Consider the following 13331-nt stretch of genomic DNA (forward strand, 5'->3'; position numbering starts at 1 on the left):
CAGGGGAATCATTCCTGCGGAGCCTTTCCAAAAAAAACGGCGGCCCACCCGGCCGCCGTCGTAGAGAAACTGACCTCGCTCAAGCCGCCTGGCGGAGCGCGGCGATGCGCTCTTCCAGCGGCGGGTGCGTCATGAACAATCGCGCCAGACCGCCGGGCTTCTTCTCAGTGCTGATGCCTAGGGCCTGCATCGAATCCGGCAGTGGCGTGGAATGCCCGTGACGCAAGCGCTCCAACGCGCCGATCATATTTTGGCGACCGGCCAGGTTCGCGCCGCCCGCATCGGCGCGGAACTCGCGATAGCGCGAGAACCACATGACGATCATGCTGGCGAGAATGCCCAGCACCAACTGCGCAATGATCGTGGTGATCATGAAGGCCGGACCATGGTCGCGCTCCGTCTTGAACACGACGCGGTCGACGGTATAGCCGATCACTCGCGACAGGAACACGACGAACGTGTTCACGACGCCTTGAATCAGCGTCAGTGTCACCATGTCGCCGTTCGCAACGTGGCTGACTTCGTGCGCGAGCACAGCTTCGACTTGTGGTTGTGACATGTTGTGCAGCAGTCCGCTGCTCACTGCGACGAGCGCGTTGTTGCGATTCGCGCCAGTCGCGAACGCGTTCATATCGGGCGCATCGAAGATGCCGACTTCAGGCATGCCGATGCCGGCGGCCTGCGCTTGCTTGCGCACGGTCTCGACCAGCCACGCTTCAGTCGGATTGCGCGGCTGCTCGATCACGCGCACGCCCATGCTGCGCTTGGCGATGAATTTCGACATGGCCAGCGAGATCAGCGAGCCCGCGAAGCCGACAACGGCGGAGAACACCAGCAGGTTGGTGAGATCGAGGCCGGTGCCTTGCTCGTTGAGAATGCGATCGACGCCGAGCAGGCGCAGGGTGACGCTGAGGACCAGCAGAATGGCCACGTTGGTGGCGACGAACAGCAATATGCGTTTCATAGTTGACTCGAGGCCGGTGGATCGATTCCTGGGGACAAACGCGCGGGGCATCGAACGCAGCTAACCTGCGGACGATATGCGGCCGGACGCCCGCCGCTTCAAGCGGGCGCCCGGTCGCAATAAACGAGAGGATTTAGGAGCCGCTGGCGGCGCCAGCAGGCTTCGCGGCCGTCTTTTTGGCTTTCGGCGGCGTCTTCTTGGGCAACGGCTTACCGTCGCGCACCGCTTCGAATTCTTCGGCGAGAAACAGACCTTCTTCCGTGTAGTTCCAGGTTGCACCTTGCGGCACCCGGTTCTCCACGCGACGCGCCCGGGCGAGATAGGCATCGACCGTCACGTTCTGGCGCGAAATCGGCATGGCGATGCCACGCGACTGCGCGATGATTTGATTCAGCAGCTCAACGTCGACAGCCGCGGCATGCTGTTGCAGTTTCTGCGACAACTTGTCGTTGATGCCGGCGGTGAGTAATTCCTCCGCGCCCTTGGGATGTTCGCGCTCGTCATCCTCGAGCACTGGAAATACCTGCACATACATCGCGTCCTTCTGCCAGCCGAAGACGAACGGCTGGTTGACGACGCTGACCTTGGTGCCGACCGGGATCTGGTCGTACAGCTGGGCGATGTCTTCCGGATAGAAACGAATGCAGCCGTGGCTCGAGCGCATGCCGACGCCGTAAGGCTTGTTCGTGCCGTGGATCAGATAGCTCGGCCAGCCGAGTGTCATCTTGAAAGCGCCGAGCGGGTTGTCCGGCCCCGGCGGCACACGCGCCGGCAACGGATCGCCGTTTTCCTTGTGCTCCTTGCGCACCGACAGCGGCGGCGTCCAGGTCGGGTTCTTTTGTTTGCTGACGACCTTGGTGCTGCCTTCCGGCGTCTGCCAGCCGATCTTGCCGATGCCGATGGGATGCGTGATGACGGTGCGCATGCCGTCATCGACTTCGCCCTTCTTCAGCTTGGGCGGCTTCGGAAAATAATAAACGCGCAGCTGTGCAAGATTTACAACGAGACCTTCGCGCGGGGCATCGGGCAACACGAACTGAGTCGGCACCACGATCTCGCGACCGACGCCGGGCAGCCAAGGATCGACGCCCGGATTGGCGCGCAGAATCTCCTCGTAGCCCACGTTGAAGCGCCGTGCGATGTCGGACAGCGTGTCCTCGCCTTGCACGTGAGTGATCTGGATCTCGCCGACCACTTCGTCGTGCGCAGGATCGAAGCGGAATTGATGGGTCGCGATCGGCGCTTCGATCGGCGGTGGCGCGGGTGGGGGCGGCGGAGGCGGCGGTTCGGCCGGACGGATGAGTTGGCAACCGGCGGCCACCAGAGCCGCGGCCAACACCACCAGACGGCCCAAGCCGGAACGAATCGACGGGTTCATAGGGCTACTTATTACCTGATTGAGCCGCGCTTTTCCATTTCTGTCCCCGTTCAGAACCAAGCACGAACCCTCATAACAGCGTCGGGCGATCCGGCAATTCGTTGCGATCCGCGGCTGGAAAATGCCGCGAAATGAGCGCGCCTGCGGCCTGAATGCCAGCGATCATCGCGGAGGCCGCCGAGCCCTGGCTGAACAGCTGCTCCATGCGATGGCACACGTCGCTCCACTCCTGGGCGCTGATGCGGCCGTTGAAGCCACGATCGGCGACGATCTCGACATCGCGATCGGCCCACAGCACATAGATCAGCACGCCGTTGTTTAGTTCGGTGTCCCACACGCCCAAGTGGGAAAACGCCTGCAAGGCGCGCTGGCGCGGTGTGATGTCGCTGAACAATTCGGCGGGATCGAGGCTCGCTTCGAGCGCGATGCGCACTTCACCGCCGTGGGTCTTCTCGGTGTCGGTAATTGCCTTCTCGATCGCGTTCAGCGCGGCCTCATCGAAGGAGCGCCGCAGACTGCGTCGAGGCATGAAGATGTGTCGGGTGAGTCGGGCGAAATTCATGAGGCTTACCACCGTCCCGAAGCACCGCCGCCGCTGAAGCCGCCACCGCCGCCGCTCCAACCGCCGCCTCCGCCAAAGCCACCGCCTCCGCCGAAGCCGCCGCCCCAGCCGCCACCGCCCCAACCGCCCCAACCGCCGCGACGATTGCTCCAGCCGCGGCCACCACCGCCGCCCCCGCCGCTGAACAGTGCGAACAGGAAGGCGACCACGGCCGCGATAAAGGAGATGGCCATGACGCTGGTCAATACCCACATCAACAGACCGGCAAGGCCCGCCGTCGCACCGGCGCCGCCAACCCGGCCGAGCAGGCCTCGCAAGATTCCGCTGCCGACGAAAACAAACATCAGCAGGATCGGCAGCGCATTCCCGATGCCCTGCGCCTCACCGCGCCCGGAGCGGCGCTCGGGTTCGGGCAGCGCCTCGCCTTCGATCACTGCGATGATGCGAGTAATCGCTGCATTGATGCCGCCCGAGAAATCGCCTTCGCGGAAGTGCGGCACGATGACCTGAGAGATGATGCGGCTCGCAATGACGTCCGGCAGCGCGCCTTCCAGCCCAGTGCCGACTTCGATGCGCACCGCGCGATCGTTCTTCGCGACCAGCAGAATGATGCCGTCATCCGGCTCGGCTCGGCCGACCTTCCAGGCGTCGGCGACGCGAATGGAATATTGCTCGATCGACTCGGGCTGAGTCGTCGGCACGATGAGCACCGCGATCTGACTGCCCTTCTCTTGCTCGAAGGCGAGCAGCCTGCTCTTCAGCGCAGCGGTTTCTTCGGGCCGCAGCGTGCCCGTGAGATCCAGCACCGGCGCGTCCCGAGGCGGCGCTGGAACGGGCGGCTCTTGCGCGAACGCCGTGAGCGCCAGCAGCAGCGTCAGCAACAGCAGCCAGGGAATCGCAGCCCGCGGCGCTGGCAAGCGTCCGCGGGAGTTGGCGAAGGCGGTCATCAAGGTATTCGCGCTGGTCTCGAGCCGGTTCAGCCGGGCTTCTCAACCTGGGGCTGCGGCGCCGGCTGCGCCGGCGGAGTCTGCTGCTGCGGCCCCGACTCGGTCCGGCCGAAGTCCACCGCCGGCGGACGCGCGATCTCGCGCTCGTTCTCGACCGAGAAATTCTGCTTCGATTCGTGCCCGAACACCTTCGCGGTCAGGTTGGTCGGGAACGAGCGCACGGTGACGTTATAAGTCTGCACCGCATCTATGTAACGTTTGCGCGCAACGGCAATCCGATTCTCGGTGCCTTCCAGCTGCGCCCGCAGATCGTCGAAGCCGGAGATGGATTTCAGCTCCGGGTACCGCTCCACGACCACCATCAGTCGCGACAACGCCTGGCTCAACTCGCCTTGCGCCGCCTGCCACTGCTGGAACGCCTGCGGATTGTTGATCAGCTCCGGGGTCGCCTGGATCGATGTGGCGCGGGCACGCGCTTCCACGACGCTGTCGAGAATGTCCTTCTCGGCCTGCACCGCGCCCTTCACCGTGTTCACCAGGTTGGGCACCAGATCGGCGCGGCGCTGATATTGGTTCAGCACTTCCGACCAAGCCGCAGTCACCTGCTCATCCTGCTGCTGCAACCGGTTGTAACCGCACCCGGTCAACAGCGCGCCGAGCAGTACCAGCAAACCTACGCGCAGAACATGCATGACGGAGCCCTTCATGATAATCGTCGTTTAGCCAGGGCCGGTCCTGCGCATCCCTGCGCTCCCGGCACTCGGGCATCCTGCCCAGTGTCTCTTGCCGCGCACGTCAGCCACGCGCCGCCGGACCCGTCAGCGAAACCGTCCTGGATGGGTCAGAGTTCCGCTGACAGCAGCTGTTAAATTGGGGAAATTCACTCGAACTTTCAAGCGGTCGCCGGCGAATGCAGCAAAGTCGCCGGCGAGCTTCACCAAATGCGGACCCGATCGGCGGGCGCCTTGTACATCTTGTCGCCCGGCTTCACAGCGAAAGCCGCATGAAACTCCGGCAGATTCGCGACGACGTTATTGGTCCGGTACTCGCTCGGACTGTGGGGATCGGTCAGTAAGCGGCGCCGCAACTCGTCATCGCGGTACTTGCGCGCCCAGCCCTGGGCCCAGCCGATGAAGAAGCGCTGCTCGCCGGTGTACCCATCGATCACAGGCGCGGGCTTGCCGCGCAACGATAACTGCCAGGCGCGATAGGCCATGGCGAGGCCCGCGACATCCGCGATGTTCTCGCCCATGGTGAGATCGCCGTTCACAAACAGGCCGGGCAACGGGCTCAGGGCGCTGTACTGCGCGCCCAGCTGCTTGGCGCGGGCGGTGAACTCGGCATTGTCCTCGGGCGCCCACCAGTCGTTCAGATTGCCCGCACCGTCGTAACGACGGCCCTGATCGTCGAACCCATGACTGATCTCATGTCCGATGACCGCACCGATGGCGCCGTAATTGATGGCGTCGTCGGCGGCGACGTTGAAGAACGGCGGCTGCAGGATGGCTGCCGGGAACACGATCTCGTTGGTCGGCGGGTTGTAGTAGGCATTGACGGTTTGCGGCGTCATGAACCATTCGGTGCGATCGATCGGCCCGCCCAGCTTGGCGAGGTTGCGATCGAACACCACCGTCGCGGCGCGCATCTCGTTGCCAACCAGATCGTCGCGGCGAATTTCGAGCTTCGACCAGTCGCGCCATTGCGACGGGTAACCGATCTTCGTCGTCAGACGCTCCAGCTTCGCGTGCGCTTTTTGTTTGGTGGCCGGCGACATCCAATCCAGTGAATCGATTCCTCGGGCGTAAGCACTCAGCAGGTTACCCACCAGCTCATCCATGCGGCGCTTCGCGTCCGGGCTGAAGTGACGGTCCACATACATCTTGCCGACCAGATCGCCCATGGCGCCATCGACCGTATCCACCGCCCGCTTCCAGCGCGGCTTCACTTCTTCGATGCCCGACACGGTGCGCTGAGTGAAGTCGAAATGCAGATGCGCGATGCTGCCCGGCAGATCGGGCGCATAAGTGCTGAGCAGCTTGTATCGGAAATAGCCGCGCCAATCGGCCACTGGCGTCGTCGCAATCAGCTTGCCCAGCGCTTCGAAATAGCTCGGCTGCGAGACGACCAGCGCCTGCGTCTTGTCCATGGGAATCTGCGCGCCGGCGAAGAATGAGTTCCAGTCGAAGCCCGGCATGAGCTTCGGCAGCGCCGCGATTTCGTAACGGTTGTATGTTTTCTGCGCGTCGCGGTTCTGCACGCGCGTCCAGTGCGACTTCGCCAGCTGCGTCTCCATCGCGACGATTTTCTCCGCGATACTCTCGGCTTTCGGCGTGTCCGCGGCGGCGAGCAGATCCTGCACGTAGATCTGATACTTCTCACGAATGCCCTTCAGCCGCTCGTCGCCGGACAGGTAATAGTCACGATCCGGCATGCCCAGACCGCTCTGCGCGAGGACGCCTGTGTACTGGCTGGAGTTCTTCCGGTCGATGGAAACGTAATACGCGAACGGATGCATCACCGAGATGCGCTGGCTGTAGCCGATGTGACGCGCGACGTCCTGCTTGGTCTTCAAGCCGTCGATACGTTTCAGCTCGGCTGCGAGCGGCGCCAGCCCGCGCGCTTCGATGGTTGTCTCATCGAGATAGCTGGCATACAGATCGCCGACCTTCTGCGCGTCCGAGCCCACCGGCGCATTGGCGGCCGCGGCTTCTTCAAGAATGGCCTTGAGATTTTCCTCGGCGCCGTCTTCGAGCAGCGCGAACGCGCCGTAGTTGGAACGATCGGCCGGGATGGTGGTGTTGGCGAGCCAGTGGCCGTTCACGAATCGATAGAAGTCATCCTGCGGCCGGACGTTCTTATCCAGATTCGAGCTGTAAACGCCGGAGCGCAGCGTCGAGGTCGATGCAGCTGGGGGCGCGCCGGTCGGCGGGCTCGAACAAGCGGCGAGAACGACGGCGCAACTCAACGCGGCAAGCAACGGTTTGGCGTTCATGCCCGCGATCATAGCGGGCGCCGTTGCATTGCGGACGGGCTATTGAACAGTCAGTGAGGCCGGCCGACTTTCAGATGCAATGGCCAGGTCACTAACTTGGTCTCGACCGGCGAGCCCCAGCACGGCGCCATCTCGGCCCGCAGAGCGGGCAGCGGATCCTGGCCGGTCGTGCGCTTGTATCGTTGCACGGCGGACCAGGTGCCGAGATAGCCGATCAAGCTGTCCAGATCCCATTGCAGCTGCAGCTGAAATTGCGGCGTGCCGATCTCCTGGAACGGGAACGGCAGATCGCGATAGGCGCTCTCTACCCAGCGCCGCTCGGGCGGCCAGTAGCTGCCCACTACATCGCTGTAGAAATGCCGGACGATCGCATCGATCTGCGGCTCGACGTACGCGAGGCCGTAAGTCCACAAGGCCAGCGCGCCGCCGCTCTTCAGCACACGCTTCACTTCGGGATAGAAACGATCGTGATCGAACCAATGCGCGGCTTGCGCGGCGACGACGAGATCGACCGTGCCAGCGCGCAGCGCCGGCTGCTCGGCCAGATTGCCGATGTATGCAACGTGCGGATGCTGTTCGGCGTTCTGCAGCTGGGACACGCTGCCATCGCTCGCGATCACCAGCTCGAAATGCCCGGCCAGCCCGACTGCCGCCTGTCCGCTGCCCGTGGCGCAATCGAGCGCGACCTTTCTTTGCGGCGTCAGTGAGGCGAGGTAGTCGAACAGCTCGGCCGGATAGTCGGGACGATATTTCGCGTAAGCATTCGCGTGGCCGGAAAAGTGATCCTTGAAACTCATGGCAGCTCCGCCAGGAAGCGATCGAGCGCCGCGCGACATTGCGGCTCGTCGAGTTGCGGCACGTGCCCTCTGTTATCAACCGTCACTCGCTGCAGGCGCGGATGCTCGCGTTGCATCCGATCGAATACATCCACGGACAATAGATCGGACAGCGCGCCGCGAATCGCCAGCGTCGGCGTGTCGCGCAACGCGTTGAAGGCGAGCCACATGCCTTGCGCTGCGCCCGGCGGCGGCTGGATCGCTCGGATCGCGTCGCCGATGCGAGGATCGGCTTCGAGCCGCGGCGAGCCCGTTTCGTCTTCGCTATAGGAGAGTCGCACGAAATCGCGCCACTGCGGTTCGGTGAAATCGGGAAGCGCCACGCCGAAAACATATTTCATCTGCTCGATGGCGTCGCCCCAACTTCGCGGCGGCGGGAAGCGCCCCGCGTAACTGCGAATGCGCGCGGCGCCGACGGGATCGACTTCCGGCCCGATGTCGTTGAGCACGACGCCCGCGAAAGTTTGCGCGCGAACTGCCCCCATGAGCATCGCAACCAAGCCACCGAGCGATGTGCCAATGGCGATGACGCGATCGATGCCCAACTCCCGCAGCAACGACCACAGGTCGTCGACGTAAGTCATCGGGTGATAGTTCATCCACATCGAGTCGTACTGCGACTGCCCGCGCCCGCGGAAATCCGGCGTGATGACTCGTCGCCCCGGCGTGATCCTCAACGCCAGAGCCTCGAAATCACGACAGTTGCGCGTCAGCCCATGCAGGCAAAGCACGGGCACTTTTTTCACGTCGCCCGGATAGTCGCGGTAGTAAAGCTTCAGGCCGTCGCGGGAACGGTAGGTCTGCTCGGAGTAAATCGGCATGCTCGCAGGATAACCCGCGGCAAAATCGAGGCAAAAAAAACCCCGAGCTTGGGGCTCGGGGCAGAGAAGCGGACTTTCTGAAGGGAAGTAAAGCCCGCTAGGGGATCGAGGAATTTTGGGGGCACCCGCTTTAGTGCAACCGGCTCCACTGCAGAACCTTGATATCCTTGGTGTCGCATTCGAAGTTCTTCGCCAGCACCGTGGCGGCTTCCTTGAGGTCGCCGCGCAGCAAGGTGCGGTTCACTTCGACCACGCCGCGGAACTCGCTCATGCCCTTGGGGGCCCGTTCTTGCAGCAGAAAGTGCGTGTAGTACTTGATGCTCATGGGACGGCAGAGTAAAGAGCGCGAGGGCCGGCGACCGTGAAGGATCTCTCAGAATTTCGGCCATTTGACGTTATCAGCGACGGCCTTACGAAAGCTTGGCAAACCGGCTCACATGTCCCGCTACCGACCGCCTCAACCAAAGGGTTCAAAGTTCATTACTCCTGTCGGTGCACAACGACTAAAGGACGAATTGGACCACCTGTGGCGCGTCTTGCGCCCGCAAGTCACGCAGGCCGTGCAAGAGGCCGCGGCCCAGGGCGACCGCTCGGAAAATGCCGAATACATCTATGGCAAACGTCAGCTGCGCGAGATCGATCGCCGTGTACGTTTTCTGCGGCAACGACTCGACGGCATGGTGATCGTCAGCCAGCCCCCGTCGGATTCATCCCGTGTGTTCTTTGGCGCCTGGGTGACGCTCGAAGACGACAATGGCGTCGAGAGCGAATACCGCATCGTGGGCCCCGACGAGTTCGATGCATCCCAGGGGTACATCAGCATGGACTCGCCATTGGGCCGCGCGTTGTTGCGCAAAGGTTTGGATGATGAAGTCCGCGTCGAAGTTCCGGGCGGTCTCAAGGCTTATGTAATAACCGCCGTGCGCTACGAGGCGCCATCAGGCGGATGATTAAACGCCCGTTAACTGGACGATGACGGCTATAGCCCGAATAGGGAAAAGAGGCGGCGCACCGGTCCCGCGGCCGCATCCAGATCGCGCTTACGACGGGTGTGCATGCGTTTCTGCAGCGTCTCACGGCGTTGACTCAGCCATTGCTCGCGATCCGCGCCAGGGGGCGAATGACGCTTGGCCAACTGCGCGGCGCGGAACTTACAGAAGTCGCGATACGACTCCAGATCGTGGTGCAGGTCACGACTGACCAGCTCGATCATGATGGCTTGATCGAGCAGCGCCGAAGAGGCTCCCGGCGCCGGCTCGCCAAAGCAGGCCAGCGCGTTCACCAAGCGCTGCGAATCTTCCTCACTCAGCCGCCACTCCGCGTCGTCCGCCATTTCGAGCAGGGTGCCGAGGCGCGAGTAACGTTCCTTCACGAAGTCGGCGAGATGCGCTTGCGAGCCTTTCAAATAAACCTCGCGTGCCGAAGCAACGATGCGCTCGATGGGCTGCGCACGCGCGGCCGACTGGCGCACCTGCGCGACTTCCGCGAGGTGCTGCAGATCGGCGTCGCCGAGATTGAAGCTGATTCTGAATGGCATGCCGAGACTATCCCTAGTCTCGACATGAACGTCAGCTCAAACGATCACGTTTTTGAATTGCCACGGATCGGTCTTGTCGAGGTTCTCCTCGAACAGCCGGTTGCGATCGAACAGCGGCGTCCAATCGCCGTACGCACCGACGACGGGGCCGAGGTACGGCATGCAGATCTCGAGGGCGCGGCGGAAGTCCAGCTCGTCCGGCTCGACCACGCCGCGATTCGGATTTTCCATCGCCCAGATCATGCCCGCCAGCGCCGCGACACAGACTTGCAAGCTGGTCGCCGTGTTGTGCGGGCAGAGCTTGCGCGCTTCGTCGATCGACAGCTGCGAGCCATACCAGTACGCATTCTTCTTGTGACCCGCGAGCAGCACGCCGAGCTCGTCGATGCCGCCGGAGAGGATCTCCTGATTCAGAATGCGCTTGTGATCCTGCAGCCGCCAGTTGCGGCCGGCGAACTCGTACACCGACATCACCGCGTCGTCGCACGGGTGATAGGCGTAGTGCACCGTCGGGCGGTACACGACCTTGTCGCCTTCGCGATGACTCAGATAGTCGGAGATCGAGATCGACTCGCCGTGCGTGATCAGGAAGCCGTGGAAATGTCCGGCCTTCGGCGTCCAGGTGCGCACGCGCGTGCCTGCTCCCGGCTGCATCAGATAGATCGCGCTCTGGCGGCCGAACTCGTGACGACGGCCCTGCGGCGGCAATTCCTTTTCGTGCGTGCCCCAGCCGAGCTCCGCCGGCTGACAACCTTCGCTGACGAAGCCGTCCACCGACCAGGTGTTCACGAACTCGTTGATCTTCTTCGGCGTGTTGGCGACCTGCGTGTCGCGCTCGGCGATGTGAATGACTTTCACGGCGAGCTTGGCCGCGAGCGCCGCCCACTCTTCGCGCGTCTTCGGGTTGCCCGCGTCAACGGACGTGTCCGCCGCGATGTTCAGCAGCGCCTGCTTCACGAAGTGCGACACGAGACCCGGGTTTGCGCCGTGGGTGATCACGGCGGTCGGCCCGCCCTTCTGCGCGTCGCGCACTTCCAGCATCTGCTCGCGCAGCGCGTAGTTGGAGCGCAGCGACGGCGGCACATTCGGATCGGTGTAGCCGCCCGGCCACGGCTCGATGCACGTGTCCAGATACAGCGCGCCTTTCTCGTGCGCCAGCTTGACCAGCGCGATGCTGGAAACATCGACCGACAGGTTCAGCAGGAAGTCGCCCTTGCCGACCAGCGGCTCGAGCACCTGACGATAATTTTCCTGCGTCAGCGGGTTGATGATGAACTTCACGCCGTATTCGGCAGCTTCCTGCTGGCCCAGATCTTCCGCGGTCACGATCGTGATGCGCTCCGGCGGGAGCGCGATGTGACGCAAGATGAGTGGCAAAACTCCCTGTCCGATGCTGCCGAAACCGACCATCACCAGACGGCCGGGGAACTTGAAATGCACGGGATATTGGGACATAGCACACTCACTCACGCAAACAACAACCCAAAAAGTTTGGAACGTCGAACCTCGATTGCGAAATAGCTCGCTGGGCGACGGCGCGAAGTTTACTGACTTTTGCCGCCGCGTCGACCGTAATGAAAATCGACGGCGATAAGTGCGCCGCGTGAGCGCACTTTCAAGGTCTGGCAGAGAATTTTTCAGTGGCGACGCGCCCGTCAATGCGCGCCGCGGGCACGCTACTCTTTTTCTTTCCAGTGCGGCGGATAGGTTTTTTCGTAGCCGGGCAGCGCTTCCACGCGCTTGATCCACGCCGCGATGGCGGGAAAAGTCGTCTCGATCGGCAGCAGACGCGCGCGCAGATCTTCCGCCTCGCGCCGCTCCAGCACGCGCATCAACTGCTGGATGCCCGGGAAAATGACGATGTCGGCGGCCGAAAACGCCTCTCCGACCAGCCACGCGGACGTCGTCAGCCGATTCTCGATGGTGCGCGCCTCGGCGATCACGAAGTTGAGCGCACGCTCGATCTCCTCCATGTGCCCTTCGACGCCCTGGAACAGAATCGCGTAGATGAGCTTGGCGAGGTGGTCCTCGGCGTACGACTGGTACTCGCAAATCACGCGCGTGATCGTGCCCTCCTCCTCGGCGTTGTGACCGAAGATCGGGATCTCGGGATACTTGCGGTCCAGGTAGCGCAGGATGGCGAGCGACTCGAACACCACATAGTCGCCATCCTTGAGCACCGGCACGCGCCCGCGCGGATTCATCTGCAACATCTGCGGCGAGCGGTGCTCCTGCTTGGAGAACTGCACCAGATGCGACACGTACGGCAACCGCTTGTGCTCGAGCGCGAGCAGCGCGCGCCAGGAATAAGGGCTGCCGCTACCCCACCACAGTTCCAGTGCCATGAAGTCGTCCCCACGAAGCCAAGGGCGGATTGTAACGAAGCCGGCCACAGTGGCTAGTACACTAGCTGCCATGCACACCACACTCGTCAGCGTCGGAACTCTGGCGCAACACCTGACCGATTCACAGTGGTTGATCGTCGACTGCCGCTTCGATCTGGCGCAGCCGGCGGCCGGCGAGACGGCGTATCACGCCGGGCACATTCCTGGCGCCATCTACGCGCATCTGGACCGCGACCTGTCGAGCCCGATCACGCCGACGACCGGCCGGCATCCGCTGCCGGATCCTGAACGTTTTGCGCAGACTTTGAGCCGCTGGGGTGTCGGCGCCGACACACAAGTGATCGCGTATGACGCCGACAACGGCATGTATGCATCACGCCTGTGGTGGCTGCTGCGCTGGGTGGGCCATCGCGCAGTGGCCGTGCTCGACGGCGGACTCAAAGCCTGGACCGCGGCGAGCCTGCCGCTCGCCACTGAAATTCCTGCACGTCGGCCGACACAATTTCAGGCGCGTCCGAACCGCGAGTTGTGGCTAGACGCCGACCAGGTGCAGGCGCGCGTGCAACAGCCTGACTGGAGATTGCTCGATGCGCGCGCGCCGGAGCGCTTCCTGGGCAAAGTCGAGCCGCTCGACAAAGTCGCCGGCCACGTGCCAGGCGCTCGCAATCATCCGTTCTCGACCAATCTGGCGGGCGACGGCCGCTTCGGCGCGCCGGAAGAATTACGACGTCGCTATGAGCAGTCGCAGGCGGGCGTCGCCGACGATCGCACCATCGTAATGTGCGGCTCCGGCGTGACTGCGTGTCATCTGCTGCTCGCGATGGAAGTAGCCGGCAAACCCGGTGCGCGCTTGTACGCCGGATCCTGGAGCGAATGGATCAGAGATCCGCGCCGAGGCGTTGCAACTACTGATTAATCGTCGCGCTTAATTTAGCAATCTCTTTGCAGT

14 protein-coding genes are annotated in these 13331 nt (G+C 63.1%); 2 read left to right on the forward strand and 12 right to left on the reverse strand.

Annotated elements, in window-relative coordinates; all coding sequences use genetic code 11:
- Positions 1 to 79: 79 nt before the first annotated feature.
- The 9 genes from htpX to GYH35_RS18690 all read right to left on the reverse strand — a co-directional run bounded on the left by htpX (position 80) and on the right by GYH35_RS18690 (position 8825).
- Complete coding sequence (htpX, locus tag GYH35_RS18650; protein ID WP_161813009.1) at positions 80 to 964, reverse strand: protease HtpX; 885 nt, start codon at positions 962 to 964, stop codon at positions 80 to 82.
- 133 nt (positions 965 to 1097) lie between these two features.
- A complete protein-coding gene (locus GYH35_RS18655) occupies positions 1098 to 2342 on the reverse strand; it encodes a L,D-transpeptidase family protein (RefSeq protein ID WP_161813008.1) in 1245 nt (414 codons plus the stop codon).
- A gap of 70 nt (positions 2343 to 2412) precedes the next feature.
- Positions 2413 to 2904, reverse strand: coding sequence for a TPM domain-containing protein (locus tag GYH35_RS18660; RefSeq protein ID WP_161829215.1), 492 nt, complete (start codon positions 2902 to 2904; stop codon positions 2413 to 2415).
- Between the two features lie 5 nt (positions 2905 to 2909).
- On the reverse strand, positions 2910 to 3851 hold the full coding sequence (locus tag GYH35_RS18665; protein WP_161829216.1) for a TPM domain-containing protein: 942 nt from the start codon (positions 3849 to 3851) through the stop codon (positions 2910 to 2912).
- A gap of 29 nt (positions 3852 to 3880) precedes the next feature.
- The gene (locus GYH35_RS18670; RefSeq protein WP_161813524.1) at positions 3881 to 4543 is read right to left on the reverse strand and encodes a LemA family protein; all 663 of its coding nucleotides are present in this window, start codon (positions 4541 to 4543) and stop codon (positions 3881 to 3883) included.
- A 242-nt stretch (positions 4544 to 4785) separates the two neighbouring features.
- Entirely contained in the window at positions 4786 to 6843 is a 2058-nt protein-coding gene (locus tag GYH35_RS18675) for a M13 family metallopeptidase (protein WP_161829217.1), read from the reverse strand.
- Between the two features lie 50 nt (positions 6844 to 6893).
- Entirely contained in the window at positions 6894 to 7640 is a 747-nt protein-coding gene (locus tag GYH35_RS18680; RefSeq protein WP_161813004.1) for a class I SAM-dependent methyltransferase, read from the reverse strand.
- Positions 7637 to 8500 (reverse strand): alpha/beta fold hydrolase, encoded by an 864-nt coding sequence (locus GYH35_RS18685; protein WP_161813003.1) that lies wholly within the window; start codon positions 8498 to 8500, stop codon positions 7637 to 7639. The genes GYH35_RS18680 and GYH35_RS18685 overlap by 4 nt, the downstream gene beginning before the upstream one ends.
- A 130-nt stretch (positions 8501 to 8630) precedes the next feature.
- Positions 8631 to 8825: a hypothetical protein gene (locus GYH35_RS18690; protein ID WP_129776659.1), complete on the reverse strand. Its 195-nt coding sequence runs from the start codon at positions 8823 to 8825 to the stop codon at positions 8631 to 8633.
- A gap of 112 nt (positions 8826 to 8937) precedes the next feature.
- Here GYH35_RS18690 and greB point away from each other — a divergent pair, with 112 nt between their 5' ends.
- Positions 8938 to 9450, forward strand: a complete 513-nt coding sequence (gene greB / locus GYH35_RS18695) for a transcription elongation factor GreB (protein WP_161813002.1) — start codon at positions 8938 to 8940, stop codon at positions 9448 to 9450.
- Between the two features lie 29 nt (positions 9451 to 9479).
- Here greB and GYH35_RS18700 read toward each other — a convergent pair whose 3' ends face one another.
- From GYH35_RS18700 to GYH35_RS18710, 3 genes are all read right to left on the reverse strand, one after another.
- On the reverse strand, positions 9480 to 10037 hold the full coding sequence (locus GYH35_RS18700) for a hypothetical protein (protein WP_161813001.1): 558 nt from the start codon (positions 10035 to 10037) through the stop codon (positions 9480 to 9482).
- 36 nt (positions 10038 to 10073) lie between these two features.
- On the reverse strand, positions 10074 to 11492 hold the full coding sequence (locus GYH35_RS18705) for a homospermidine synthase (RefSeq protein ID WP_161829218.1): 1419 nt from the start codon (positions 11490 to 11492) through the stop codon (positions 10074 to 10076).
- Positions 11493 to 11713: 221 nt separating this feature from the next.
- Positions 11714 to 12382: a glutathione S-transferase family protein gene (locus GYH35_RS18710; protein WP_161812999.1), complete on the reverse strand. Its 669-nt coding sequence runs from the start codon at positions 12380 to 12382 to the stop codon at positions 11714 to 11716.
- A gap of 70 nt (positions 12383 to 12452) precedes the next feature.
- Here GYH35_RS18710 and GYH35_RS18715 point away from each other — a divergent pair, with 70 nt between their 5' ends.
- The gene (locus tag GYH35_RS18715) at positions 12453 to 13298 is read left to right on the forward strand and encodes a sulfurtransferase (RefSeq protein ID WP_161829219.1); all 846 of its coding nucleotides are present in this window, start codon (positions 12453 to 12455) and stop codon (positions 13296 to 13298) included.
- Positions 13299 to 13331 lie beyond the last annotated feature (33 nt).

This window comes from Steroidobacter agaridevorans, from assembly GCF_009932555.1.
Taxonomy (GTDB): Bacteria; Pseudomonadota; Gammaproteobacteria; order Steroidobacterales; family Steroidobacteraceae; genus Steroidobacter; species Steroidobacter agaridevorans.

What these genes read in the sequence shown, in the direction of transcription:
- htpX (WP_161813009.1), bottom strand. Translation starts at nt 964, where the DNA reads ATGAAACGCATATTGCTGTTCGTCGCCACCAACGTGGCCATTCTGCTG.
- GYH35_RS18655 (WP_161813008.1), bottom strand. Translation starts at nt 2,342, where the DNA reads ATGAACCCGTCGATTCGTTCCGGCTTGGGCCGTCTGGTGGTGTTGGCC.
- GYH35_RS18660 (WP_161829215.1), bottom strand. Translation starts at nt 2,904, where the DNA reads ATGAATTTCGCCCGACTCACCCGACACATCTTCATGCCTCGACGCAGT.
- GYH35_RS18665 (WP_161829216.1), bottom strand. Translation starts at nt 3,851, where the DNA reads ATGACCGCCTTCGCCAACTCCCGCGGACGCTTGCCAGCGCCGCGGGCT.
- GYH35_RS18670 (WP_161813524.1), bottom strand. Translation starts at nt 4,543, where the DNA reads ATGCATGTTCTGCGCGTAGGTTTGCTGGTACTGCTCGGCGCGCTGTTG.
- GYH35_RS18675 (WP_161829217.1), bottom strand. Translation starts at nt 6,843, where the DNA reads ATGAACGCCAAACCGTTGCTTGCCGCGTTGAGTTGCGCCGTCGTTCTC.
- GYH35_RS18680 (WP_161813004.1), bottom strand. Translation starts at nt 7,640, where the DNA reads ATGAGTTTCAAGGATCACTTTTCCGGCCACGCGAATGCTTACGCGAAA.
- GYH35_RS18685 (WP_161813003.1), bottom strand. Translation starts at nt 8,500, where the DNA reads ATGCCGATTTACTCCGAGCAGACCTACCGTTCCCGCGACGGCCTGAAG.
- GYH35_RS18690 (WP_129776659.1), bottom strand. Translation starts at nt 8,825, where the DNA reads ATGAGCATCAAGTACTACACGCACTTTCTGCTGCAAGAACGGGCCCCC.
- greB (WP_161813002.1), top strand. Translation starts at nt 8,938, where the DNA reads ATGTCCCGCTACCGACCGCCTCAACCAAAGGGTTCAAAGTTCATTACT.
- GYH35_RS18700 (WP_161813001.1), bottom strand. Translation starts at nt 10,037, where the DNA reads ATGCCATTCAGAATCAGCTTCAATCTCGGCGACGCCGATCTGCAGCAC.
- GYH35_RS18705 (WP_161829218.1), bottom strand. Translation starts at nt 11,492, where the DNA reads ATGTCCCAATATCCCGTGCATTTCAAGTTCCCCGGCCGTCTGGTGATG.
- GYH35_RS18710 (WP_161812999.1), bottom strand. Translation starts at nt 12,382, where the DNA reads ATGGCACTGGAACTGTGGTGGGGTAGCGGCAGCCCTTATTCCTGGCGC.
- GYH35_RS18715 (WP_161829219.1), top strand. Translation starts at nt 12,453, where the DNA reads ATGCACACCACACTCGTCAGCGTCGGAACTCTGGCGCAACACCTGACC.